The 25,492-nt window shown below is 41.6% G+C and carries 27 protein-coding genes; 8 read left to right on the top strand and 19 right to left on the bottom strand.

The genetic code is table 11. The features are described from left to right. Nucleotides 1-68 precede the first annotated feature (68 nt). Both E4K67_RS01470 and E4K67_RS01465 read right to left on the bottom strand, forming a co-directional pair. Nucleotides 69-2,228 carry a cell wall-binding repeat-containing protein gene (locus E4K67_RS01470; RefSeq protein WP_135544634.1) on the bottom strand — a complete coding sequence of 720 codons (2,160 nt, stop codon included), beginning with the start codon at nt 2,226-2,228 and terminating at the stop codon, nt 69-71. A gap of 225 nt (nt 2,229-2,453) precedes the next feature. Further along, nucleotides 2,454-3,191, bottom strand: a complete 738-nt coding sequence (locus E4K67_RS01465) for a TIGR04086 family membrane protein (RefSeq protein WP_135544633.1) — start codon at nt 3,189-3,191, stop codon at nt 2,454-2,456. Between the two features lie 169 nt (nt 3,192-3,360). Here E4K67_RS01465 and E4K67_RS01460 point away from each other — a divergent pair, with 169 nt between their 5' ends. Together E4K67_RS01460 and E4K67_RS01455 are read left to right on the top strand one after the other, a co-directional pair. Further along, a complete protein-coding gene (locus E4K67_RS01460) occupies nt 3,361-4,128 on the top strand; it encodes a LysM peptidoglycan-binding domain-containing protein (RefSeq protein WP_135544632.1) in 768 nt (255 codons plus the stop codon). A gap of 233 nt (nt 4,129-4,361) precedes the next feature. After that, the gene (locus E4K67_RS01455; protein WP_135544631.1) at nt 4,362-5,240 is read left to right on the top strand and encodes a DMT family transporter; all 879 of its coding nucleotides are present in this window, start codon (nt 4,362-4,364) and stop codon (nt 5,238-5,240) included. Here E4K67_RS01455 and E4K67_RS01450 read toward each other — a convergent pair. The 9 genes from E4K67_RS01450 to tig all read right to left on the bottom strand — a co-directional run bounded on the left by E4K67_RS01450 (nt 5,206) and on the right by tig (nt 15,516). Next, nucleotides 5,206-6,204: a sodium:calcium antiporter gene (locus E4K67_RS01450; RefSeq protein WP_135544630.1), complete on the bottom strand. Its 999-nt coding sequence runs from the start codon at nt 6,202-6,204 to the stop codon at nt 5,206-5,208. The two genes, E4K67_RS01455 and E4K67_RS01450, sit on opposite strands and share 35 nt — an antisense overlap. 466 nt (nt 6,205-6,670) lie before the next feature. After that, a complete protein-coding gene (locus E4K67_RS01445; RefSeq protein ID WP_135544629.1) occupies nt 6,671-6,988 on the bottom strand; it encodes a type II toxin-antitoxin system RelE/ParE family toxin in 318 nt (105 codons plus the stop codon). Further along, complete coding sequence (locus E4K67_RS01440; RefSeq protein WP_135544628.1) at nt 6,982-7,161, bottom strand: hypothetical protein; 180 nt, start codon at nt 7,159-7,161, stop codon at nt 6,982-6,984. The genes E4K67_RS01445 and E4K67_RS01440 overlap by 7 nt, the downstream gene beginning before the upstream one ends. A gap of 162 nt (nt 7,162-7,323) precedes the next feature. Then, nucleotides 7,324-7,677 carry a hypothetical protein gene (locus E4K67_RS01435; RefSeq protein WP_135544627.1) on the bottom strand — a complete coding sequence of 118 codons (354 nt, stop codon included), beginning with the start codon at nt 7,675-7,677 and terminating at the stop codon, nt 7,324-7,326. Continuing rightward, the gene (gene yihA / locus E4K67_RS01430; protein WP_135544626.1) at nt 7,670-8,263 is read right to left on the bottom strand and encodes a ribosome biogenesis GTP-binding protein YihA/YsxC; all 594 of its coding nucleotides are present in this window, start codon (nt 8,261-8,263) and stop codon (nt 7,670-7,672) included. The genes E4K67_RS01435 and yihA overlap by 8 nt, the downstream gene beginning before the upstream one ends. 41 nt (nt 8,264-8,304) lie before the next feature. After that, nucleotides 8,305-10,728 (bottom strand): endopeptidase La, encoded by a 2,424-nt coding sequence (lon, locus tag E4K67_RS01425; RefSeq protein WP_135544625.1) that lies wholly within the window; start codon nt 10,726-10,728, stop codon nt 8,305-8,307. 74 nt (nt 10,729-10,802) lie between these two features. Beyond that, complete coding sequence (gene lonB / locus E4K67_RS01420) at nt 10,803-12,548, bottom strand: ATP-dependent protease LonB (RefSeq protein ID WP_135544624.1); 1,746 nt, start codon at nt 12,546-12,548, stop codon at nt 10,803-10,805. A gap of 373 nt (nt 12,549-12,921) precedes the next feature. After that, nucleotides 12,922-14,190 carry an ATP-dependent Clp protease ATP-binding subunit ClpX gene (gene clpX, locus E4K67_RS01415; RefSeq protein WP_135544623.1) on the bottom strand — a complete coding sequence of 423 codons (1,269 nt, stop codon included), beginning with the start codon at nt 14,188-14,190 and terminating at the stop codon, nt 12,922-12,924. A 42-nt stretch (nt 14,191-14,232) separates the two neighbouring features. Continuing rightward, entirely contained in the window at nt 14,233-15,516 is a 1,284-nt protein-coding gene (gene tig / locus E4K67_RS01410; protein ID WP_135544622.1) for a trigger factor, read from the bottom strand. 383 nt (nt 15,517-15,899) lie between these two features. Between tig and E4K67_RS01405 the strand changes: the two genes are divergently transcribed. Together E4K67_RS01405 and E4K67_RS01400 are read left to right on the top strand one after the other, a co-directional pair. Beyond that, nucleotides 15,900-16,577, top strand: coding sequence for a DUF421 domain-containing protein (locus E4K67_RS01405; RefSeq protein WP_135544621.1), 678 nt, complete (start codon nt 15,900-15,902; stop codon nt 16,575-16,577). A gap of 95 nt (nt 16,578-16,672) precedes the next feature. Next, nucleotides 16,673-17,053 (top strand): DUF4363 family protein, encoded by a 381-nt coding sequence (locus E4K67_RS01400; RefSeq protein WP_135544620.1) that lies wholly within the window; start codon nt 16,673-16,675, stop codon nt 17,051-17,053. Between the two features lie 430 nt (nt 17,054-17,483). Here E4K67_RS01400 and E4K67_RS01395 read toward each other — a convergent pair whose 3' ends face one another. Together E4K67_RS01395 and E4K67_RS31425 are read right to left on the bottom strand one after the other, a co-directional pair. Continuing rightward, nucleotides 17,484-17,999, bottom strand: coding sequence for a GNAT family N-acetyltransferase (locus E4K67_RS01395; protein ID WP_135544619.1), 516 nt, complete (start codon nt 17,997-17,999; stop codon nt 17,484-17,486). Between the two features lie 496 nt (nt 18,000-18,495). After that, nucleotides 18,496-18,660, bottom strand: coding sequence for a helix-turn-helix domain-containing protein (locus E4K67_RS31425; RefSeq protein ID WP_135545138.1), 165 nt, complete (start codon nt 18,658-18,660; stop codon nt 18,496-18,498). 131 nt (nt 18,661-18,791) lie between these two features. Between E4K67_RS31425 and E4K67_RS01385 the strand changes: the two genes are divergently transcribed. From E4K67_RS01385 to E4K67_RS01380, 3 genes are all read left to right on the top strand, one after another. Then, nucleotides 18,792-19,004, top strand: a complete 213-nt coding sequence (locus tag E4K67_RS01385; protein ID WP_135544618.1) for a hypothetical protein — start codon at nt 18,792-18,794, stop codon at nt 19,002-19,004. A gap of 21 nt (nt 19,005-19,025) precedes the next feature. Continuing rightward, entirely contained in the window at nt 19,026-19,178 is a 153-nt protein-coding gene (locus E4K67_RS30035; RefSeq protein ID WP_199242431.1) for a hypothetical protein, read from the top strand. Nucleotides 19,179-19,341: 163 nt separating this feature from the next. Next, entirely contained in the window at nt 19,342-19,824 is a 483-nt protein-coding gene (locus E4K67_RS01380) for a hypothetical protein (protein ID WP_135544617.1), read from the top strand. 318 nt (nt 19,825-20,142) lie between these two features. Here the strand turns inward: E4K67_RS01380 and E4K67_RS01375 are convergent, their stop codons facing one another. The 3 genes from E4K67_RS01375 to E4K67_RS01360 all read right to left on the bottom strand — a co-directional run bounded on the left by E4K67_RS01375 (nt 20,143) and on the right by E4K67_RS01360 (nt 22,623). Beyond that, on the bottom strand, nt 20,143-20,541 hold the full coding sequence (locus E4K67_RS01375; protein ID WP_274594830.1) for a response regulator: 399 nt from the start codon (nt 20,539-20,541) through the stop codon (nt 20,143-20,145). Between the two features lie 419 nt (nt 20,542-20,960). Then, on the bottom strand, nt 20,961-21,359 hold the full coding sequence (locus tag E4K67_RS30030) for a hypothetical protein (RefSeq protein WP_206752167.1): 399 nt from the start codon (nt 21,357-21,359) through the stop codon (nt 20,961-20,963). Nucleotides 21,360-22,335: 976 nt separating this feature from the next. Next, nucleotides 22,336-22,623 (bottom strand): hypothetical protein, encoded by a 288-nt coding sequence (locus tag E4K67_RS01360; protein ID WP_135544614.1) that lies wholly within the window; start codon nt 22,621-22,623, stop codon nt 22,336-22,338. A gap of 351 nt (nt 22,624-22,974) precedes the next feature. Between E4K67_RS01360 and E4K67_RS01355 the strand changes: the two genes are divergently transcribed. Continuing rightward, nucleotides 22,975-23,202, top strand: a complete 228-nt coding sequence (locus E4K67_RS01355; RefSeq protein WP_206752166.1) for a hypothetical protein — start codon at nt 22,975-22,977, stop codon at nt 23,200-23,202. Nucleotides 23,203-23,573: 371 nt separating this feature from the next. On the opposite strand, the gene tsoY is transcribed toward E4K67_RS01355, so the two are convergent. The 3 genes from tsoY to E4K67_RS01340 form a co-directional block, all read right to left on the bottom strand. After that, a complete protein-coding gene (tsoY, locus tag E4K67_RS01350) occupies nt 23,574-24,701 on the bottom strand; it encodes a selenoprotein TsoY (RefSeq protein WP_376797696.1) in 1,128 nt (375 codons plus the stop codon). Between the two features lie 57 nt (nt 24,702-24,758). Then, nucleotides 24,759-25,079 (bottom strand): DsrE/DsrF/TusD sulfur relay family protein, encoded by a 321-nt coding sequence (locus E4K67_RS01345; RefSeq protein WP_135544612.1) that lies wholly within the window; start codon nt 25,077-25,079, stop codon nt 24,759-24,761. Nucleotides 25,080-25,154: 75 nt separating this feature from the next. Next, nucleotides 25,155-25,487, bottom strand: a complete 333-nt coding sequence (locus E4K67_RS01340; RefSeq protein WP_135544611.1) for a CGGC domain-containing protein — start codon at nt 25,485-25,487, stop codon at nt 25,155-25,157. Nucleotides 25,488-25,492 lie beyond the last annotated feature (5 nt).

Genomic DNA, 25,492 nt, shown 5'->3' with positions numbered 1-25,492 from the left:
AAACGAGCAGAGATATCATCTCTACTCGTTTTGTTAGATATTGCACTATTTGGTGCACTTATCTTAGTCTACTTGCCGATGATTATTGTCGGCCCATCGAGAAGGTTTTCAGCTTGTTTAATCAGAGTATCAGGAACAACGGCCGTTCCACCTAACGCCCGGACCATAGGACGAATTCCTGCATCTCGGAGTTTCTTGAGATAAGCCTCGACAGCAGGAGGAAGAGTTCCACTATTGGTATCAATAAGCAGAACTGGGTCGCCAGTTTTTGCTGCTAGTGCACTTCCTGCGAGCGCATCTGGAAAGTTAAAGCCATTTGCTAAAAATACTGTCGTAGGACTTGCCGAAAACTCATTGATTACGGTAGCAACCGTATCAAAGCGATCATTCCCTGCAAGTCGCTTAATTACAGCTGTAGGTACTAGCTCTTTAATTTGATCTTCGACAGCCTGAGAAACGACAAATACTCCACCAACAATATACACAGTAGTTGGCTTGCTATTCGCGAGATAAGTTTTTGTTTTGTCTGAAAGATAGTTTTGTCCTACCAGAAGTGTAGGGTACTGATTTGCTCCTGAGAAGCTAGATACTGCCAAGGCATCTGGAAAGTTTTCGCCAGATGCTACTAGTACAGGCGTGCCTATCTGTACGTTAGCCTTATCAACTACAGCCATAGCTGTATCATACCGGTCATATCCGCTCAATCGTTCAATATTTACATGCCCGCCCTTGATCAGTTCTGTTTCCAAAGACGTGCCAATTACTCCAGTTCCACCGATTATATATATTTTCGTATCTGGATTAGAATGTGCCGCAATATAACTTAAGGCATCTAATGACTGTTCTACTGTTTCTCCTACCAATAAAACTGGGGCATCAAATTTCTTGGAAAGGATACTTGAGGATAATGCATCTGGAAAGTTATTGCCAGATGCTAAGATGATGCTTGTACATTTGCCACTATTAAAGTCTTCTCCGATTGTTTTGGCTGTCTGAAAACGATCCTGTCCTGACAAACGTGCTTTACCGTTCGGTTCTAAGACAGTAAGAGTTTTCATTAAATCCATGTAATTAAATGAGTTGTTACTGTTCACTTCCGGAATCGTAATTTCAAGGGGACTGTTTATCCCAGAATTATCGGTCTTAAAGTTAATCAACAGGTCTAACGTGCCCTTTGCCTCAACCGGTGTATTCTGTTGTTCTTCACTTAGGGTATTCACGAATTTATTAATCTGAGCAATATTTACTTTCAGATTAACGGTCCCGCTTTCTTGTATACAATAACCATTGGAAATAGCATACTTTAATTCTATACCCTTATCACCTAAAAATGTCACCGCATCTAATTTATCCATGATGGTATTAAATTCAGCTAAAAATTGTGACTTGTTTGCCTCAAAATCTTCAAAAGCTTTGTCAAACTCACTTAAGGCATTTGCCTTATCAGGAACTTCACTGATTTCAAGAATCGAATACATAAACTTCTTAACAAAATCCATTGCTTCAGCATCTTGTGTAAAGTTATTAACGGTATATCGGATAAGATCCTTAAATTGTGCGTCATTGAGTTTTAATTTATAAATTTTTGCTGTTTCGGGTCCATCGTTTGTTTGCACGGTTTGACTTCCAACGCTTACGACATCAATTTTTGGATTGAAGCGTTTAGCATAACTATTTAAAAAGGCGATTTCTGTTTCTTGGAAATTTCTGCTGAATTCTGTTAGCTTAAGCATGTCGATACTACTAAGCTCAGAATCCGTCATTTCCGATGGATCCATTACCATATATTCCTTACTTGCAAATTGGGGAGGCAAAGTCGCTTGTGCAATTTGCGGCAGTCTGAGAATCTCAATAACTTTCGGTGTATTCCCTGTAAGATCCGAATCTACCCACATAGGCACGTCTATAGTCATGCCCTGTAAAGCCAAACTCATATCTACTTGTGCTTTACTAACAGTTTTTTCTTGATTACTGCTAATTTTAGAATTGAGATCTAATTTTGCATTATTAAGAAAAATGGCAGCCGTGTTAATTTGTTGTTGAACTTCAGGTTCAAAATCTGACCCACTTAATTGAAAGGTCATTGTAGTATGTTGCTGCAAAGAATTTACATCTTGCATCTTCATCCCTGCGTCAAAAATCACCTGCTGATTTTGACTACATCCCGGTAAAACCAGTAGCGCAGTTAATACCAACGCGGTCCAAATTAATTTAGTCTTCGATTTCATTTTCTTCCTCCTCTTACATAATTACGGTGAAATGATTATATCTTTAGTTATATTTCAATATTTAACGCTCATTTCCTGCACATTAATAAAATTCTTTTATTTCGTTTTCGGTTTCGTACAAGTTGAGACATGGGCAAGTATGAACGGTTCTCCACCTTGCTAAAGTCGTGCTGGCATTTACGAGGCGTAACACGAGTTTTCCCTTGTCTTACAATCCCTAGTTCCCTACTGTTCCCACCACGCTATATTCTTACTTAGACTTGCTTTATTCCTCTCCACTAAATCTGTGCGAGCAGAGTCCGGCTCCCAACCTACAAAAGGTTCTAACTGCCTAGGGCCCGAATCAACTAATTTCTCTTCTTCCTTGTCCCAAGGCCACTGAACATCCGGACTCTTTTCGCAGGCCCCCTTTGCCCCGGGTCTCCCCTTGTAATCGCGCTCTGAGCTTTCGATCCAATTAGTTATTGGTGGCTCTTTCCAGTCCTCATGTACCTCCTCTTCATCCCAATCAAACGTACTATTGACGCTATCATTTGTTTCATATCTATCATCTGTTTCATAGTCTGCATAAGATGGAGTAATCTGCGACCTTTTTCCTGACCATGCGCTCATTCCTGTGCCTTTCGCCCCACCTGCTCCAACAGCACCTGCCACTAAACCGATAATCACACCTTCAGCAAGGACTTGGATGAAACCCCACCCTCGGATTGGTAAAAATAACGCTAGTAAAAGCGTCCCTACTGTAACGTAACCCACTCCTACGATACCACCCAATAACCACTCGCCACTTTCCTTCGCTGTACGATAGCCGCCTACAATACAGCTAGCCAATAGCCCTATATCCAATAATCGAGAGATACTCAAGCCTCCAAGACCTGTAATACCCCAGACGATTCCTGCAAAAAGGGTCAAGACCGTAACTAGCAAGGCGGTGGTAATTCCTCTTAAGATCAATGGACCCATTCTTTCCTCCCCCTTCAATTTTACTGCCGGAGCTCTTCATCTCTCCTCGTACCATAAATACGTCGAACATGTCCAATACATTCCTCTATTGATCCAACATTATCCATTATCATGTCATGTTCTCTGAGAATATAGTGTGCTAAGACACATGGGTAAGGAGGAGTCCTAAATGGATTACGCACGATATATTGTTCAAGCTGGTGATACAATTTATAAGATTTCTAAAGCTTACGCAGTGGAAATGGCCCAAATCATTCAGCTAAATCATTTAAAACATCCTGATCGTATATACGCTGGTCAAGTTCTTTTACTCCCTGTCCTAGCAACCCATGAACCTACTGATGAGGAAATTCCCGAACCGAACTTTACATACGCCATGTGGCTCTATGACGCTTATGCAGGTAAAGATTCGGAATTAACTGCCGTTACCACCTACCTTTACCAGGCCGTGCTTCTGGATCGCCCAGAGTTCGATGCTTTACTCAGGCCCATAGCTTATGACGAGCTACAACATCTTGAAAAATTAGCCCTCGCCCTACGCCATCTGGGTGTCGACCCCAGGTACGGTTCATTGAGTAGCGGCCATTGGGTGGATTGGCGATCCAATTTTATCAACTATACCAGCGAGCTTTGTGTACTTCTTGACATTAATATTGCAGATGAGGCAAAAGCCCATCGTGAATATCTTGAACTCGCCCAAAGAATACCGATTCCAGAAATTCAATGCATTCTTACTGAAATCGCTGCCGACGAAGAGCGCCACTACTATCTCTTCTGTCAGGCGAAACAGCAATACTGTGGTGAGTGTGCTCCGGGCCCGTCGCTACCTCCATGTTCTCCACCTCCGATGTACACACCGATCGAAACTCCGGAAACTCCAGGGACTCCAGAAATGCCACCTAATCTTCCAGGTCCTCATGAAGGAGGCAAAGGTTAATAAATTAGTTCTTTTCAGTTTTCACTTCTTGCGATATACTAGAAACTGCGTAATTAGTGCTTTAACTTTACAGCGTCGAAGGTCGGATGTCTTAAGCGAGAGATCAGAAGATATCAACTTGTTACTAAAATCTGTTAAAGTTCAGAAAGGCCGTGCGTATCCTACGCAACGGCCTTTCGTTTAGTTTTCTTTACTAATTTTATTAAATTATTGGAACATTAGGAGTGATTTATTTGAAACTAAGCCGCAGCCAATGGGCTGATTTTTCATTACTTTTGGTTGCCCTTGTATGGGGTTCAACCTTTGTCATCGTCAAATTGGCTATTGAAGACCTTCCACCGCTTCCCTTCCTAGCTATTCGCTTCGCCCTTGCGTTCATTAGTTTGTTGCCTTTTCTCTACTTCCAAAAGAAACATATCTCTAAGGGAAGCGTACTTAAAGGGGTAGCTTTGGGATGTTTTCTGTTCTCTGGTTACGCCTGGCAAACAGTCGGTCTACAATATACGACTGCTTCCAACGCAGGTTTTATCACAGGACTCTCCGTTGTCTTTGTTCCTGCTTTATTCACCATAACTACACGGAAACTTCCAAGCCCAGGCTTAATCCTTGGCATACTCTGCGCCCTAGTAGGCCTTGCGCTCCTTTCTCTCGGTGATCGATTTCAGTTAAATAAAGGTGACCTCATGGTTCTTGTATGTGCCTTAAGCTTTGCTTTACATATTCTCTTCGTCGGGCGTTATGCTTCTCAGACAAATGCCACAGTCTTAGCAAGCGCCCAAGTTCTAACCGTGAGCATTTTAAGCGGTATTTCATCCTTGTTTTTACCTCAACCTGTGATGCACTTTAGCACCAATGTCTGGGTTGCCCTATTGGTCACCGCAATTCCTGCAACCTCACTTGCCTTCTTTGTCCAAACCAAAATGCAGCAATTCACCACCCCAACTCATACCGCACTCATCTTTTCTATGGAACCAGTGTTTGCTGCGCTCTCTGCCTTTTTGTTTGTCGGTGAAATTTTATCACCTAAAGGACTATTAGGCGCTGGACTGGTTTTAGTAGGCATGCTTGTAGCGGAGTTTACTGGATCAACGAACGAGAAATTGTTAGAATAAATAGAAGGTAAAAGACTCCTCCCATGAGGAGGGTTGTCGGATAGATCACCCCTTTGCGACGCAAAGAAATGAAAGGGATCATCGCAGCACATAAAGCAAGGAGTGCACTCGACAAGGCTAAGGTATCCAATTTCCACGGCGTAAGAGCAATTCCGATTGCCGGAATCACAGAGCTCTGAAATACCATTGCTCCACTTAAGTTACCCATCGCCAACGTGTCTTTACCTCGCCGAATCCAAAGGACGCTATTAAATTTCTCGGGTAATTCTGTGGCAATGGGAGTAATAATTAACGCAAGCACAAATACAGGAATCCCGATCGCCACCGCAATAGGTTCCACTGCATTCACAAAGCCATGCGCCCCAACTACGATCGCGCTTAAGGCGATCCCTATTTGAGCTAAGATTTTAACTAAAGACGGATTTTGGCTCTGCCTTGCTATGTAAAGTGGTGCTAGTTTTTCATACTCACACCCATCCTTGCAATCACGCAATGTTTGAATCACATAGAACCCATAGGCTAAAACTAGGGCCACTGCCACACCGTTTTTAACATCTTTATCGGACAAAAATGACGCGAAAATCGCCATAGTATAAACTATCAGGAAAAATCTCAAATCCCTTCGGACAACCTTCGCATCCAATCGAAGGGGGCGATTCGTTCGACGAAACAATAGCGCCGCAAGACCTGTTATAAAAAAAGCAAGTGTCGCTAACATGAAAGGCGCGCCAAGAATTGCCCCAATCCCGATATCTGCTCCTTCTGTGCCCTTCCCCAGCCCAAAAATAGCTATAATAGGCACCATTGTCTCTGGTAAGGCCGTCCCTACAGCTGCAAGAATACTCCCGACCGCTCCCGCTCCTAGCTTTAGCCTTTGCCCCAACCACTCAATCCCATTGGTAAACGCTTCCGCCCCAATCAATATGACCCCTAAACTCACAAGCAACATCGCTATATCTCTCAAGCTTTCCTCTCCCTTCCTCTCGCGCTCACCTTCGACTTCCTGACTATTCATCAGTCACTCTAAATATACGAGAGTGGGATTTATTTATGCTTGAACTTGCGTTATACACACGCTCACTTGCATCTTCTCACAGATCAAAGAAAATCGCTTTTCAAGCGCGAAGTTCCACTCTTGGATCGTCAGGAGGCGAAAGTAGCACGAAAGCACGAAAGCACGCACGTGGCACGGGGACGTTTCGTTTGCCATATTTTCATTATACCTTTATCACCCCGCGCATTTGATAAAACAAGACCGACGAATTAAAACACAGAAAGCCGAGACCATTTTAATCGAAAAAATGGATTCTCGGCTTTTTCTTTAATTATAAGGACGTTATTCACTTACCCTATGGCAGACAAACGGCCCCTTGCCACTATCTACTTTCGCATGGCGTCCCAGAACCAAGTGGCTCCGCGGTTTATCCTCGTTAGCGTGCCAGTGGTTTTGATTGAGGCTCATAGAATTCAATAGCAGAGAAATCCTTTTTGCAATGTATGAGTGCCAAGATCTCGATATCATCTAAGTTAATCTGGTAAATTATACGATATGAATAAATCAATAGTTCTCTTATTCTTTCTTCATTTCGTTCAGGTACTATTCTTCCCATGTAAGGAAATATATCTAATTTGTCTGACTTTTCAACAATAGTTGCTACTACGCTTTGTGCATAATAGGCTGAATCCTTAGCAATAAAATCATATATACTTTTTAAATCATGTTTAGAAGGGTTTGACCATCTCACCATGATTCAATTTCAGCCTTAAGGTCGTGGGTTGTTATTGTTTCACCCTTTTGGACTGCTTCCTGTCCTCTCTTGATTTTGTCCAATACAAATAACCGATACATGATGTCGTCAAGATCGACTGAATCAGGCAATCTCGAAATAGCATCAAGAGCTTCTTGCTTGATTGTATGCATCCAGTATCCCTCCTTGAGTTCGAAGTAACTGAGTCCATTTTACCTAGAATAGGATATTTTGGCAAGATTAAAATACAGCGAATAAAATCCACAGGAAAGCGGTGATCAACGTTAATGTGGATTCCCGGCATTTTCTTTCCGACAGAATAACGTCTATTTTCTTCAATATGGCAAACAAAACGTCCCCTTGCCACATGAAACGTCCCCTTGCCACATGAGACGGTGCGCATGAAATGTGCCGTCTCTCCGTTCTCCGTTCTCCGTTCTCCGTTCTCCGTTCTTCGTTCTTCGACCCCAGCCCGGGACGCAGGGTGACATGAGCGCGATGTCTTTACGAAAGCAGAAAAGCAAACTTCCGTTAAAGCTCCCGACCCCAGACACGGGGCTGAGCACAGGACGTGCGAAGCCGGCAACTGAGCCAAGGATGGCGAATTTGCCGGGAACCCCGCTCCCCAAAGTAGGAGCTTTAACGGTTAGTTTGCTCTGCGTCGTATGACGGAGCGCTATGTCACCCAAGTCCCAGTATCTCTTCAATAGCCTCGTTCAACTCTTTTTTACCGACTCCTGTCTGAGCTGAAAAAGGAAGTATCAGGGAAGCATCAGGAATATCGAAGGCCTTGGCAATTATATTCAAGGACTTATGCCACTGTCCACGAGCAATTTTGTCTACTTTCGTAGCCACAACCATGGTTGGAACCTGCATGTGGCGTAGCCACTGCTGCATTTCAATATCTTCAACACTCGGTGCATGGCGAATATCCACGATTTGAATCACCGCCCGCAACGGCTCTCGCTTTTTAAGATAAGCCTCCATCATAGGGCCCCACTGTGCATTAACAGTTTTAGCGACTTTAGCATAGCCGTAACCTGGCAAATCCACTAGGAACCATTGATCATTGACCCCATAAAAATTTAGAGTTTGTGTTTTTCCAGGAGTATTCCCCGTCCTGGCTAGGTTGCGCCGCCCCAGAAAACTGTTAATCAGGGAGGACTTGCCCACATTTGACCGTCCGGCCATCGCGATCTCTGGCAACCCCCCGACAGGATACTGTTCATATTTTACCGCTGACGCAACGTACTCAGCCTTACGAATGACTATCAAGATTTGACCTTCTTTCTTCTACCCCCACACTACGGACCTACTTAAGACTTCCACACTGGCCTTTCATCAGGCCTTTCTGTAAGTGGTATTCCCTTTGTCTCATAGACGGATTTCTTCAAATTTGTATCTGCCGGAATTTCATCCGAATGAGCTAATGGCAGGAGTGCAAGTTCCAGTACCTCTTCAATCCGGCTCACAAAGTGGAACTCCATGACTTTACGTACTTTTTCTGGAACATCTTCGAGGTCCTTGCGGTTTTCCTCAGGAAGGATCACGACTTTAATCCCTGCCCGATGAGCTGCTAAAACTTTTTCTTTAACCCCACCGATGGGCAGAACGTTTCCTCGCAAGGTTATTTCCCCAGTCATAGCCAGATCTGAGCGAACAGAGCGCTTTGCCAAGGACGAGGCCATAGCGGTGGCCATCGTAACCCCTGCCGACGGGCCGTCTTTGGGAGTAGCACCTTCTGGAACATGGATGTGAAGGTCCGTTCGATCATAAAAGTCTTCTTCGATTCCTATGTCCAGAGCGTGTGCCCGAACAAACGTCCAGGCTGCTTGCGCAGATTCCTTCATGACATCCCCGAGTTGACCAGTTAAGGTCAGTTTCCCTTTTCCCGGCAAAGGGGTTACTTCCACCGTTAGAACTACCCCACCGACTTCGGTGAACGCTAGTCCTGTGACCGCCCCGATTTCAGGAGCCTTAGCAGCTACTTGGAAATGGTAGCGAGGTGCACCGAGCGCGGACTCTAAATCTTCAACGGTCAGCAAATGAGGTTCCCATTCTTTTTTCACCCAACGAATGGCGACTTTCCGACATAGATTAGCGACCTGCCTCTCCAGAGACCGTACTCCAGACTCCCGAGTATACCCTTGAACCAGCTTGAGCAATACTTCCTCATCAAGGGATAAGACATCCTTGGTAAGTCCATGTGCTTCCATCTGTTTAGGTATGAGATAACGCATAGCAATATTCACTTTTTCATCTTCTGTATACCCACTAAGAGTAATAACCTCCATCCGATCTAAGAGCGGACGGGGAATTGAGTGCAATGTATTCGCCGTGAGCACAAAAAGCGTTTGGGATAGATCAAAAGGTAGTTCTAGGTAATGATCTGTGAAGGTACTGTTTTGCTCTGGATCAAGAACCTCTAAGAGAGCTGAGGCCGGGTCCCCACGGAAATCTGAAGTCATCTTATCAATTTCATCTAAGAGGAACACAGAATTACGGGTCCCTGCTGTCCGGACGCCCTGAATGATCCGTCCGGGTAAAGCTCCAATATAGGTACGGCGATGTCCTCTAATCTCAGCCTCGTCACGCAATCCACCTAAGGACATGCGCACGAATTTGCGATTCAAAGCCCTAGAAATAGATTTTGCTAAGGACGTTTTGCCTACTCCTGGCGGACCTACTAAGCAGAGAATTGGGCTTTTCATTTTAGGCGTTAGTTTGCGGATTGCTAAAAACTCCAAAATACGCTCTTTGATTTTCTCAAGACCGTAGTGATCCTCGTTCAAAATATCCTCGGCTTTTTTCAAGTCGATTTTGTCTTTCGATGTTTTAGCCCAAGGAAGTGCCAAGATCCAGTCCAAATACGTGCGAACTACGGTGCCTTCCGCTGAAGAGGGGGGCATTTTTTCTAAGCGTTCAATTTCCTTGAGCGCTTTTTCCTCGACTTCTTTGGGGCACTTTGCCTTAGCCAATTTCTCACGGAATTCCTCAGCCTCGACGAGACGCTCGTCCTTATCTCCCAGTTCTTTCTGAATCGCCTTCATTTGCTCCCGCAAATAATATTCCTTTTGCGCTTTATCCATTTGCTTGCGCACACGTTGACCAATACGTCGCTCAAGCTCTAGGATCTCGATTTCCCGCATTATAAGTTCGGTTAAGCGCTCTACACGGAGTTCAACTTCGATGGCTTCCAAAATCGTTTGCTTATCTGGCACTTTTAGGTTCAGGTGTGAAGCGACAATGTCTGCCAATTGCCCTGGTTCGTCTACCGCTAAAACGGTTCCCAGGGTTTCGATAGGAACACGTTTACCAAGTTTGGCATATTCCTCAAATTGGTGGGTCATACCACGTATTAATGTTTCTATTTCCGGCGTGCGCTTTTTCTTTTCCTCAGGTAGTTCCTCTATACGCACCTTGAAATATCGTTCTTCCTCCAAGAATTCAAGGACACGTCCTCGCGAAACCCCTTCAACTAAGACACGTATGGTGCCTCCTGGAAGTTTTAAGAGTTGCTTTATTTCAGCGACTGTCCCCATTTGGTATAGATCCTCTGCAACCGGCGAATCAATTTCTGTTTCTTTCTGGGATGTTAAAAGAATTATTCGATCGCCGAGCATGGCCTCCTCAATAGCAGCCATAGAACGTTCCCTACCGACATCCAGATGAATAACCATATACGGAAAAACTAATATCCCTCGTAAAGGGAGTAATGGTAATTCGCGTTCTTTGTTCACAAGTATCCCTCCTATTAAAGCATATAGAAAAAAAGCACACTAAATACAGTGTGCCAAACTTATCTTGAACTATTCTAACATGTTTTGCCCCGTTCAGGCAAATTCGCGACAACGTTGGTTACAACTCTGTTAACTGCAAAATCCAAGCGATTTAAAACTTCTTCAAGAGGTGGACGCATCTCAGTTTTTTCAAGTTTAATATCTGAAACCATCGCTAATTCAAGAACTTGGGTAAGTTCTTCTACAGGTATAATTTGGATTTCATTATTATAATCAGCAAAACGTTCCTGCCAGTTTTCTTTGGGGATCAAAACCCGCTTGCACCCGGCTTGTTTGGCAGCTTCGATCTTGGCTGCAACTCCTCCGACGGGTTGCACGCGTCCACGGATGGATATTTCTCCAGTCATCGCTAAGTAATTATCCACCTTTTGCTGACGAATAGCAGAAATGGTGGCCGTTGCAATAGCAATCCCAGCTGATGGACCATCGAGTGGAACGCCGCCCGGAAAGTTTACGTGAATGTCAAAATTCCGCGGCTCAATTCTCATTTGCCGTCTTAAGACGGTCAGAACATTTTCCACTGAACTGCGGGCCATACTCTTACGCCGAATTTTCTTCCCTTCACTCCCTTGTTCCTCTTCCTCGACGATTCCTGTCACCAAGAGAACTCCCGTGCCAGGAGCGACAGGAAGTGCAGTCACTTCCAGCTCGAGCAGCATGCCCATATTCGGCCCGTAAACAGCAAGTCCATTAACCGCCCCAACACTGGCCTCCATTGGTACTTTTCGCTCCGGTCGCGGTGCATATTGCCCGGTTGTGACCACCCATTCCACAATTTCCACGTCAACTTGGGGCAACTGGTCAGTTAAAGCAACTCCAGCAGCTAGCTGAACCATATTGACGGCCTCCCGACCATTCGAGGCAAACTGCTTGATGACATCGATGGCGGCTGGTGTAATGGGCATTTCCATCTTAGCAGCAGCTACACGAGCAATTTCTGCAATTTCATTGGGAAGCAAACCCCGGAAATACACCTCCATACATCGTGAACGGATAGCAGGCGGAATTTGTTCTGGACTTCGGGTGGTTGCCCCCACGAGACGGAAGTCGGCCGGAAGACCATTTTGAAAAATATCGTGAATATGTTGGGGAATATTTGGGTCTTCGGAACTATAATAGGCGCTTTCCAGAATCACTTTGCGATCTTCTAAGACTTTTAAAAGCTTGTTAATTTGAATTGGATGAAGTTCTCCAATCTCGTCGATAAATAGAATTCCACCGTGAGCTTTGGTGACTGCCCCTTGTTTCGGTTGAGGAATTCCTGCTAAGCCCATGGCTCCGGCTCCTTGATATATCGGATCATGTACCGAGCCTATCAAGGGATCAGCAATCCCTCGCTCATCGAAACGTGCGGTCGCGCCGTCGATTTCTGTGAAATTGGCACTACCTTTAAATGGGGAAAGAGAATTCTTCTTAGCTTCTTCTAAAATTAGCCGGGCAGCTGCAGTTTTACCGACGCCCGGAGCTCCATAAATCAGCACGTGCTGCGGGTTCGGACCGCATAAAGCGGCTCGCAAAGCTTTAATCCCCTCTTTTTGTCCTATAATCTCCTCAAAATGAGTAGGGCGAGTTTTTTCAGACAAAGGGGTGGTTAAAGCAATCTTTCGCATTCTTTGTAATTTTTCAAGTTCCTTACGGGACTCGCGCTCAACCGAAGTCTTATTTCCCTGTTGGGACTTGAGCATCCCCCAAAAATATAGCCCTATGACGATGGCAAAAACCAACTGAACGACCATGACTACACCACTGAGTCCATTCATATCTCTTTTCCTCCCTGTCCTGTACAATCTCACTTGTTTTAGTATTGCCACAAGATGGGAATTAAAACATGAAATAACAAGGTAAGGAAAAATTGCTAGCTCCCAAGAGTTAAGGGAGGATGCATCGTGTCCTTGTGGTGGAAAAAATAACACATTTTTATACAGCTAGGGCTTGACCGAAATGGATATGATAGGAATGGATACGACGATGGGCTCGCATGCATTATGCCGCTACAGAAAATAACACCGGAGAAGCTTTACAGCGTCTCCGGTGTCTCTATTCATTGCTCGTTATTCGTCATTCGTCATTCGTTATTCGTTATTCGTTATTCGATGCATTTTCGATCTATGAACCCTGATCCTCGAACCAGGCTTACGCAGATTCTTCCTTCTTGCTTTTCTTGGTGGGTTTTTCAGCCACAACGAGAAGGGGTTCTTCTTTCTTCGAAACCACGTCTGGAGTGACAACGCATTTTGTGACATCATTGCGCGAGGGCAAATCATACATCACGTTGAGCATGATATCTTCCACAATGGCTCTTAGGCCCCGTGCCCCAGTATTACGACGAATCGCTTCAGTCGCGATCGAAGTCAGTGCTCCTTCTTTGAACTCCAAGGTTACACCGTCAAGCTCCATCAACTTTTGATATTGTTTGACCAAGGCATTCTTAGGTTCTGTCAAAATACGCACTAAGGCTGCTTCATCCAACGCTTCGAGAGTTACAATTACAGGTAAACGTCCTACAAACTCAGGGATTAGTCCGAATTTTTGAAGGTCTGCCGGCAAAATCCCTTTTAAAACTTCTCCAACATTCAGATCTGTTTTATTTTGGATCGTTGCTCCAAAGCCCATGGTTTTTTGTCCGGATCGGTTTTGAATGATTTTTTCGATCCCGTCAAAAGCACCGCCGACAATAAAGAGAATATTCGTAGTATCTAACTGGATAAATTCTTGGTGAGGATGTTTGCGTCCACCTTGTGGGGGCACGCTAGCAACCGTTCCTTCAAGGATTTTCAGTAAGGCCTGCTGAACTCCTTCTCCAGAAACATCCCGGGTGATGGAGGGGTTTTCAGATTTACGAGCAATCTTATCGATTTCATCGATGTAAATAATGCCCTTTTCTGCTTTTTCCACATCATAATCTGCCGCTTGAATTAATTTGAGGAGAATGTTTTCGACATCCTCACCTACGTACCCTGCTTCTGTGAGTGATGTGGCATCTGCTATGGCAAAGGGAACATTAAGAACTTTAGCTAGCGTCGAGGCCAGCAAAGTCTTTCCTGATCCAGTCGGCCCTAGCATGATGATGTTTGACTTTTGTAACTCCACATCGTCAATCTTCATGCCTAGATTAATCCGTTTATAATGGTTGTATACTGCAACTGAAAGTGCTTTTTTCGCTTGATCTTGGCCAATAACATATTGATCAATAATCGCCCGGATTTCCTTGGGTTTCAAAACTTCTCCAATTTCAACGCCCAAGTCGTCAGTCAGCTCTTCCTCGATAATCTCATTGCATAGTTCAATACATTCATCACAAATGTATACGCCTGGGCCAGCAACCAATTTCTTGACTTGCTCCTGAGTTTTACCGCAAAATGAACATTTTAGCTGATTTTTGTCGTCGGTGTACTTTGCCATTCTCTCACCTCTATACCTCAAAATTTTCCCTCACGCCTTTGCTTAGGCGTTTTGCTCTATTAAAAAGCTGACTGTCTTCTCGCTTATCAAACTTTCTTTATAGAACTCAATCTCGCCACGCGTAATGAGGGACTGCTTGAGCAATTTTGCGTCTTGTTTATGACGCTCTGCAAGTTTTTGGATTCCTTCGTCTACTTCGTCTTCCGTGACCGTAATTCCTTCTACTTTGGCAATAGCTTCTAAAACTAAATCCGTTTTGACGCTTTCCACTGCTTGAGGACGTAGAGTCTCTAGCATAACTTTCTCAGTCGAGTTAGTATATTGGTAATACTGCTCCATAGTCATTCCCTGCTGAGCCAGGTTACGATTTAAATCGTCGACCATAACTTTGATTCGTTCAGTAAACATGACTTCAGGAATTTCAATGCTGGCATTGTCTACCACTTTAGAAATGACGGCCTTCATATGATTTCCCTTGGCTTGCATTTCACCCTGCTTTAATAATTTATTCCGTAAGTCGGCTTTCAATTCATCAAGCGTTGCAAATTCACTGACATCTTTTGCAAATTCATCATCTAATGCGGACAATTCCTTGCGTTGGATTTTTTTGACGTCTGTTTTAAAGACAGCTTCTTTTCCCGCCAGCTCTTCACTATGATATTCAGCTGGGAAGGTAACGTTGACATCAACATGTTGTCCGATTTCGGTTCCAATTAAACCTTCTTCAAAACCAGGGATGAAGGTACCCGAACCAATAACTAGTTCATAGCTCTCCGCTTTTCCGCCCACGAAAGGGACATCGCCTGTAAATCCTTCAAAGTCAATGGTGACTGTATCTTCATTTTCAACTTTGCCTTCGGTGAGTGTGGCGAGACGGGCGTGTTGTTCTTGTTGATTTTTTAGTTCCGCAATTACTTGCTCGTCCGTTACGCTAATAGCATCTTGTTCAATATGCAGGCCAGTATATTCTCCTAGTTCAACTTCAGGCTTGACGCTTACTTTAGCTTTGAAAATAAGGTCTTTTCCCTCTTCGATCTGTACTAAGTCAACTGACGGACGATCGACAGGCTTGATGCCGCTTTCGATAACTGCTTCAGCATAAGCTGGTCCGATCAAATGATCCAGCGCTTCGTCGTAAAGGGCTTCCTTCCCAACATGTAGTTCAACCATCTTACGTGGTGCTTTACCTTTACGGAACCCAGGGACATTGACTTTTTTAGCCAAAGTTTTGGCTGCTTGGTTCACCGCAAGTACGAATTCCCCTGAAGCGACGGTTACTTCTAAAGCTACAACATTTTTTTCTATTTTTTCTACTGAGACTGACATATATTCTCCCCCTTAAAAAACTATTTACTCTATGTGCAAGGCAACGCGATCGGATACTTTGTTAGTCTTCCCAGATAATTAAGACTACAAACCCGCGCTTAAGCCATATACATCCTATAGGTTCCTGAGATATTTCTCATCATAAGAAATTACGCTAAGTCAATATAACTCAACTTTAATCTAAAGGGGGAACGTTTCGTTCCCCCTTTAATTAGCCAGTTTACATCGACATTATTTAAGGGTCTCATTCAATAAATTTACTCACCAATTATACCAGACTTACACTACGTAATCAAATTGAAGAAACTATAAGTTGTAAATATCGTAATAACTCTTAGCATTAAGGGTAAAATAATCTTCATATTCTCGAAAGGAGAACGAAGATGATCATTATAGTGATCAGAACCCTGATTCTCTATACGTTGGTAGTCGTTGCCCTTCGTGTGATGGGAAAAAGAGAAATCGCTCAATTGCAGCCCTTTGAGTTGGTCGTGCTACTTATGATTGCCGACCTTGCTGTCATCCCCAGTGAGAATATAGGCATTCCACTCCTTAACGGCATCATCCCAATCCTTGTTCTTCTCTCCGCAAATCTAACTTTGGCATGGATTACTTTAAAGAGTGAAAAGGCTAGAGATATTATTTGTGGCACGCCAAGTATCCTAATCAAACAAGGGAAAATTGTCGAAGAAGAATTGAAGAAAAATTGCTACAACCTCACTGATCTGCTAGAAGAGCTTCGAATCAAGAACGTCCCTAACATCGCAGATGTCGAATATGCAATTCTGGAAAACAATGGAGAATTGAGCGTTTTCCCTAAATCACAGAAAAGGCCAACGATCCCCCAAGATTTTCATATCATACCCCCTTACGAAGGCTTGCCGCTCTCTATTATAATGGACGGTAAATTAAATACTAAAAACCTACAGCAAAGTGATAAGGACCTGGATTGGTTAAAAGATGAACTAAAAAAACAAGCGATAGACAGGGTCGAAGATGTCCTCATAGCAAGCCTAGACTCGTCAGGGACACTTTTCACCCAAGCAAAGCAACGGAAGTGAACTCAGGGTACCAGTCCCACTGCTAGAAGGACAAGCCTATTGCCTAGAGGGATGGTCAAACACGGATAGCAGATAGTAATAAGAGGTGAAAACAGTTGCGCACCATTATAACCATTGTCACAATCGTCATTATATTATGTGGTGGTTCCTTCGCTTCCTATCAGTATATCACGACAGCGACCGGGACCATGGGGACTCTGCTTGAGTCGGTGGAGAATTCTATCACTGTTGAAAAATGGGAGAAGGCTGATGAAGAATTAAATATCACCCAGAAAAAATGGGAAGATAACAATATGTGGTGGAGCATTCTCCTCGACCATCAGGCAATCGACAACATTGACATCAACCTCAAACGCTTGGAAAAACACATCGGTGTACAAGACATTTCAGAATCTCTAGGAGAATTAACGACCTTGAAACTTCTCTTCGAACAAATTTCCGGTGCTGAAATGTTCACTTTGGAAAACATTTTTTAACACCTTGAACTTTCTCACTTTACATATCCGCCATACAACGGTCACAGAACAGTAATATGAATGTCTAATACAGTATACAATTTTCATACATGAGTATACTATTTTCAACTAGGTTTTTGTTTTTTTCATGTAGTTAAAACCTCTTTATCCCTCCGCTTAATGAACGGAGGGAATTTTTTCGTCATAGACAATGCCAAGGTAATCTGGGATTGTGAGATCTCTAACATCTGCGTTTACAAATGTATCGTCCATGAACATTTAAGAGACATGCTGAATAGAATATTCAGGAACCTTCTCATCTTATTGGATTCTAAATGAGGAGGTGCAAAGGAATGATCTTTGGGTTATTGGGGCTTTTAGGGTTTTTAGCGCATCCTAGACAATTTGTCTCTTCTCTCCAATCTTATTCTCTGTTCATCTTGGCTAAGGGTTACAACTCTCTATTATCTGACACAAGCCCAATGGTCTTCTCAAGAACCATAAACTTTTTAGATAAGTATGGCTTAATCTCTCCAGTCTCAGAATAGCCCATACTTAGCCAAAATTTTAGCCCTTTCTCGTTACCAAATAGAACACCTAAACGAACTCGATTGTGTTGTCGACTAATAGCCCACTCTTCTAAGGCTTCATATGCCTTACTACCAATCCCTTTACCACGACTGCAATGTTCAAGTACCATTAATGCTAAAGTTAATGTTTTGGGAACTGGGTAACCCTCAATCAACTCAAACACGCCTACTAGTTGTTCCTGTCCATCAACAAAAATACCCATTAAAACTTTATCCTTATCCTCAACTCCCTCAGGTCTACAACTGAATAAGTCTTGTGCGGCGGTAGATTTTACAGGTTCATCATCCTGGAAAATTAAATAATCAGAACATCTTACCAATAATGCCTGAAGAATCGAGAAATCTTCTCTTGTAAGGACTTTCAGTTCCACTTCCATTTTTTATCCCCTTCTAATTGAAGTCATATAACGTGTGCTATTCATTACCTGACCATCTCCCTAGCATCTTACATTCTTTACCTTTTCTTAAAATCCTGCTTCCGGCGGGTCTCTTTTTTTATGCCCTGATCTCCATACATCTGCCTGATATTATCATCTATTTCCTTTTGGAAGGATGACTTCCAATAACAATCCAGAAGTAAATACAAAAAAGGCAGTTAACCCTTTCATAGGTCAACTGCCTTCAAACTTGCGTAAGTGGTGCTGGAAACAGGACTTGAACCTGCACGGTTACCCGCTGGAACCTAAATCCAGTAGATTGCGCTTTACGCAATAGTACATAAATATAGACTCCGTGGTCGTTACACGTTTCTACAATCTTTGTAAATAAGTTGCATATACCTCAATATTAAATTATATTTGCATGTCTATAAACTGAAATTTCATATTCTGTGCGTTATTTGTGCGTTATGGATACCAAAATAACGCTTCCTAATTAAGAGAATGAAACTAGAGAATTAGGTTGGATGTTATATAGTTCCGATAGCTTTATAATTAAATAAAGTGGTAACCGCGAAGAATTAAGTTCATATTTTCTGATCGTTTCCGGTGATACACCGCAGTGTTTTGCAACTTGTTCAAGTGTATATCCGCAGGGAATTCTCCCCTCTCATATTTCTTTTCCCTGCTTAATGTGGTCAAAGTGGGGATAAAATGATACTAAAATCCTACTCTGCATGACTAAAGTCCTGGACAAAAAAAAGATCCCGCACCGTTTCTGAGGAGAGCCAGATGAGCAGATCGAGCGCTTTTATGCCTATTACCATATTGTACCAAAACGCCAAGCTTTTGCATATTATGTGCTATCTCTTAGCAAAGGAGGAACTGCAAATGGCATTCGGTGGTGTTGATGATTGTTGTCATCGCGAAAAATTTCATTTTGAAGGAATTGCAATTGTTGTCATAATTATTCTTCTGCTTATCGCACTGGGAATCGTATTCTAATTTAGGAAGGAGGAACTTGCTATGTTCGGAATGGGTTACGGTGGAATGAGTGGATCATGTTGTCGTCCCCCTGTATGTTGCCCCCCTGTCACCGACGGCGTTGGTCCTGGCGTCGGTGTAGCAATTATCGCAGTTGCTATTTTGATCCTTATAGCCTTAGGTGTTATTTTCTAGAAATATCTTTTAAACTGGCTATCATCTGAAAGGTGATAGCCTTTAATTATTCATCTACCCCCTCCTATTTCGATCTAGTTTAAAGAAATGCAGTGTATATTCCCACCTGCCTTTGTTAATCATAAAACAAATAGATCCTAATCAAATTTCAGGAGGCCTCTACATGAGACTTGATCTCCCCTATTTGTATTACTATTTAATTTTTACGTTTGGATTATTGTTTTTAATTCTCGCTTTTATCCCCAAACTAGAAATCAAGAAACTGTTTTGGTTCGGACTATTATGGGGATCAGGTTTAGACTTTTTAGTTGAATATATCTACCATTTTGTTCATTTAACTAAGTATCAGCATATGGCACCCTTCAACATTGGTGTTCTCCCTCTATGGACAATCCTAGCATGGACACCGGCAGTTATGCTATTTATTTATTTTTTACCACAGCAAAGAGAACGATATATTTATTGGATTTATGTGATAATGTGGAGTACCTTTATTTCTTTTGTTGCGATGATCTTACGACAACTTGATATTTTAGTCTTTATAAATGGCGGACCATGGATCTGGTTCATAGGAAGCTTTATCTTTTTATCTCTTATGACCAAGCATTATCGGTCTCTTGAAGCAAGCAACAGACCGAGTTCGTAACATTTTTGGACAAGTAAGCATAATATGTATTGTTGTGATGGCCATAGTATCACATCCTTGAAGAGGAGAGCCGCTGAGCTCTCCTTTTACATTTTCCACAACAGCCATTTGCAGGTCTGCAGCTCATACTTCAACTCAAACACATGGCCCCGTCCACTTGTCGGGATATTTCTTGCCCTAGATTAGGTTTAATTATTCGGATTCGTATAGACAAAACATACCAGCTTACAGACTGATTTACTAGAGATAATATCAGGCATGGCCGTTGATCTCTTAAAAAGTTTATTTATAGGCATCGACAATAATCTCTCGTAATACTTAGGCAAACGATGATGGGTTTAAAGTTTGCTTTAAAGGATTATTACTCTTATTCAATAACTCATATATAAGAATACGGACTTCTTCTAGGTTAAAGGGTTTAATTATAAAGTGTTCAATCTTTCCTTCTTCAACTGCCTTTTTTAAATCTTTGGCATCAAAATAAGCACTCATTATAACAACAATTGTTTCTGGCGCTAAATCCCTAATTTCAGCTAGAATTTCTAAACCACCTAATCCAGGCATCCTTAGATCAAGTAACACCAGTGTAGGTTTTTCCTCCATAACAAGTTGTAAAGCTGTTGATCCATCAGATGCTTCTCTAACATAGAAACCTTGCTGATTAAAAAATTCACTCATTAGTCGGCGTATACCATTATTATCATCAACAACTAAAATATAATTATTAATAATGGCCCCTCCTTAGTTTTAAAAATTAGAATTTCCATCCGTTATTCGTCGTCGGCTATTAATTGATTAACTAACTCAGTAACTATCCTTTCCATATAATCTATTTCATGCAATATAACAATTGAATGATCAATTTTATTGTTCATCTTATCTAATTGGATAAATCCTTTCAGAACTGTTAATTGGTCAATTAAATTGTCACAAATTCTTAATATTTGATTTCTACTCATATTTACACCTTTTTCTATGCAAGTGTTCATATATCCTCTTTTTTTAAATAGTTTAAATATCTTCTATATATCCTAACATTATACAAATTTTACACTCATTATCTGCTATATACAAGAGAGTCTAAAATAAAGAATTAAAGTAAAGCCAGAGCTTTGATAAGCTCTGGCAAGTTAGATCTAGCTATCCACTTGTAGTACATTTTCCAGATTATCATTATCAGGGTAACCATGTTGAATCTTATTGTTTTTAGACTCTTTTCGTTGCTCAGTTGTTTTCATCGTTGGTTTTAAGTGATCATTTTGAGGTGGGGTATCGAACAGTGAATCATCACCTATCTTAGCTATAGTGAATATTGATACTAAACCAAATGCAGCATGGGATAAAAGATACGAAAGATTACTTACAGCATCTTTTGGTCTCACCTTGTTATTAGAAAATCCACTAAGAATACCTGTTATAACTGATCCAAACGCAATCCCCAAAAATAGACCCTTGGGAAATAATTTATCACGTCCATATGAACTTAATAACTTTACCCCCAATACTCCACCAACCATACTCATCCCAAGATTCATTATTACTCCAAGTAGTTGACCTTGCCATTTCTCAGCTTGTCTACGAGAAGAGACCCATACTCCGGCAGCTGTCGTTCGATAGGATCGTTGTGAAATTTTCATTCTTGATAAAATAACGAAGCATTTTATTGCCGGCTAGCTTTTCTTCTGACCGGGATACAATAACTTGGGCTTCTCTGTTGTCTTCTATTTTGTAGCGGACAGGGTGTGTAGAATATGTGAAATCTTATAGATCATAATCTGCTGAAATTAGAGTAAACGCTATCGAATATTTTGGTAAAACTTACAATATTAGGGGTCACGCCAACCAAATGACGTAAAACCCACGCTAAGACAATATATGGTAACAATGAGCCGGCTTTTCCAACGCTAAGGAAAAGTCGGCTCATTACGTTATTCACTCAAGTTTTGAGTTTGTTATTTAATAACTCTTTTTATTTCATTTTGCCTTTAAAAAAACTAGCAATAAAGCTACTAATCAGATAGTGAAAAGATAGCCTACAATAGGGTTCAATTCAAACCACATCTTCAAAGCCATAAAGGAGGCAATAAGGATAGTAAAATCATAAATCAAGCAATTTTCTTATTTGCTTGATAAAATTTAACAAAAACAAAGATATAGAGAATTGATGCCATCATACTTACATAGTTCAGTAACGCTTATGGGACTCAGAAGAATTATTATTCTAATTCGCGAAGATATTATGTTCGTTTTCACAATAAGTAAATATGTACGAAAGATAACCGATAATGGAATGTATGACCTGCATGATATTAACAGTACTTTGTCATCTATGAAGGATCAAACTATAAAATCGTCGTCGACAACGAACTTTAGACGGAAATATTTCTTTTAACGATGACAAAGCCCTCTCTTGCTTTGATATGCTCCCCTCTCGGTATCAGATTTTTATTATTTAATCTGTTTACCTTAAGGGGAGCATATCAAGGTGAACGTATTTGGCTGAATATGATATTAATTAACTACATCTGCAGCAGTGACATCTGCAGCAGCAACATTTGCAGCAGTGACATCTGCAGCAGTGACATCTGCAACAGTGACATCTGCAGCAGTGACATCTAAGTCTCCACATAAATAACACCACCTTTTAATGATTTCAGAAGTGAAAGGTTTGTCTTGTATAAAATATTCCGTTTGTTCTAAAAGTGTGCAAGCCCTTAACGGATGAAGAATTGAACGCAAATATGGACGATTATTAGCGTAGTAAATAATTATGTTGTGGGAAGGGATTGGCTGATTCACAACATTTATTAAGGAACAACAAAAACACGACTCGCTTAATTGAGCAAACCCCCTAGCCAATAGGCTAGGAGGTTTGCGTGGGGATGATGATAACTTGGGGTTCTATGCACAAATCGTCCAAAAGTTCGGCAGAGGAGTCAGTTATGTATATATTCCACAATATGGTACACAGCAGGTAATTAAAGCTATATCGAGTAATTTAAAGAACGTGATTTTGTTAGTTTGAGCCATTTCTCAACTAGTTTTCTAACGTAGTTACATTCACATAGTGAGATTTTATGGGAGTGGGTCCAATTTAGAAGAAAATCCAGATTTTGCGAGCTGATTCACGCTATTGAACTTTTGGACGATATGTGTACAGAACCCCAGAATGTAGATGTCACAATTGAAGCCGATTTAAATGCCGCGGTGTTTTTAGGGATCGAGGAGGGTGATGGCGGGATTATAAATCCGGTTATTACTTTAACTGCGGAGACTTCCACGAGTAAAATACAAGTCATGGAAATTGCGAATATTGCCCTTCGAAAATCGCCGGTTTTGGCAAGTTTAAAAACGAAAGTAAATCTAGTAATAAAATAGATACTTGTAAATAAGTCACCTGATCTGCCGGGTGGCTTATTTTCTGTTGTACGTACGGGTCCCGGTCGGGCTTTATTTACAAAATTACTCTTATAGGGGTCCCGCCAACCAAATGACGTAAAACCCACGCTAAGACAATATATGGTAACAATGAGCCGGCTTTTCCAACGCTAAGGAAAAGTCGGCTCATTACGTTATCCACTCAAGTTTTGAGTTTGTTATTTAATAACTCTTTTTATTTCATTTTGCCTTTAAAAAAACTAGCAATAAAGCTACTAATCAGATAGTGAAAAGATAGCCTACAATAGGGTTCAATTCAAACCACATCTTTAAAGCCATAAAGGAGGCAATAAGGATAGTAAAATCATAAATCAAGCAATTTTCTTATTTGCTTGATAAAATTTAACAAAAACAAAGATATAGAGAATTGATGCCATCACTATACTTACATAGTTCACAATCGAAAGTATTACACTTGGGAAATAATTCCCGTGTACATAAACCCCCAAAACTTGGGAGCCAACTAACGCTCAAACCATAGCCCACTGAGTTGGGAAATATTCACTTTTGTAAAAATAATTTTTGAAGTAATCAGTGAGTAAATATGCTGTAAATATAGCCCAACCAATTGCTATGACGTAAGAAAATGTGATAAAGAAGAACGATGCTATTTTTATATCAAAAGAAAACCACGTCTGCAAGTATAGCATGATTTTGTAATAACTTATTGCATACAGACAAGTAATTGGAACTACTAAAAAATACGCAGGTTGTATTTGATTATCCGGCAATTCACTGGATTTTAGCTGTTGGTAAATCAAATAAGTAAGTTTAATTACAAGTAAGAAAGAACCAATACTTAACGCTAACAAGGTTGCAACAGCTGCTATCGATGCAATCTCTCTGTTACTGGCCATGGAGGCTATTCCCGCCCCGGTTAAATTCACTAACCCAAAGGCAAAAACATCAAGTAGCCAGACGAAATTTGACTTTGTGACATCCAACGGCTGGCTTAACCAGCTTTTGAGCATCGTAAATTCAAGTTTGAGTAGCATCAACAATAGAAATCCAAACATGATTAAGCCAGGCAACATCATTCCTTGGATATTGTCATGTAGTTTCGGAACAAAAAAAGCTAACGGAGCTAAAATCACATTCATAGTCATAGACAGGGAGGCAATGGGGACACAAATGCCTGTAATTCTTGATGGTGGGCCACTCATAAACTCTTTGTAATCTTGCTTAGTCGCAAGCCATTGAATGAGGTCTTTTGAAAAAACAACAATAGAAAGTAAGTTTATAATAGTGAATACCAACATAATCCCGACTAAAGGAGCATACAAGCTAGTTTGCATTGTTGTCAAACTTGCCCAAGGGATATCTGATAGCTTAATTAATCCTTTCCCATGAGGCACTGCAAACTGAAGATAACTGAATGCCATGAGGGTAATACCCCCAGCCCCTAAAGGTGCTTGGAAATTAAATGGTGAGAACTTCAAGATACTTCCTCCTAACAACAATTCAGTTGAGAACCCCTTGTACAATTATTGCATCTATTAAAAAGTCACTACCTTATCCGCCCACACAACCATCTCAAGACAATCAACCATCGTTGAAATTGGACAAACATCAGTGCCATCAAGATTACGTGACTTAAGACAAGTTCCGCACGCCAGTATTTCTCCACCGGCTTCTGAATATACCTTAATCTGTCCAGCGACATCAAACTTCTCGTGAGTAAGATTCTCACATTCTACTGCTTCCCCCATCAGGAACACCTGAACTTCATGGCCATTCTTTAATGCAGTGTTTGCAAATCTAAAGCCATTCCAGGCTTTTTCAAACTCTTTTGTTTCCAGAATAATTCCAAGTTTCATACTCGATTCCTCCATTTTCAAAATAAGAATCCACTTCATAAAGTGGCCCTTGGCTTTCTCTCACGTTTAGTACCATTAGTGTGTCCAAGAAATTAATTGGACTTCTGGACCAAGCTTTTTTTCGACCGCTGTTTTGATGGTTTCAAAATGAGGACAGGGGAAACCGATAGGATTTCCTCGACCCATACAAGAGGCAAACGCAATAATTTCGGCACCTCTTTCAATCATTATTTTCGCTCTAGCCACCGCCTTCTTGCCAGGACATCCGCCACAGGAAACAAAACCGATTACTTCAACAGGACCTGTTTCGGCGAATCCCAGTTTACCTTCACTTGCAACCTTAAAGTCTGTGTTTCCCGGACATAAATCCTCGGTCTGTTGACAACGAATAATTCCTACTTTTGGCATTTAAA

This window comes from Desulfosporosinus fructosivorans, from assembly GCF_004766045.1.
In the GTDB taxonomy this organism is placed as follows: Bacteria; Bacillota; Desulfitobacteriia; order Desulfitobacteriales; family Desulfitobacteriaceae; genus Desulfosporosinus; species Desulfosporosinus fructosivorans.
The sequence above is the reverse complement of the archived record's forward strand: the minus strand, read 5'-3'. Positions and strand labels throughout refer to the sequence as shown.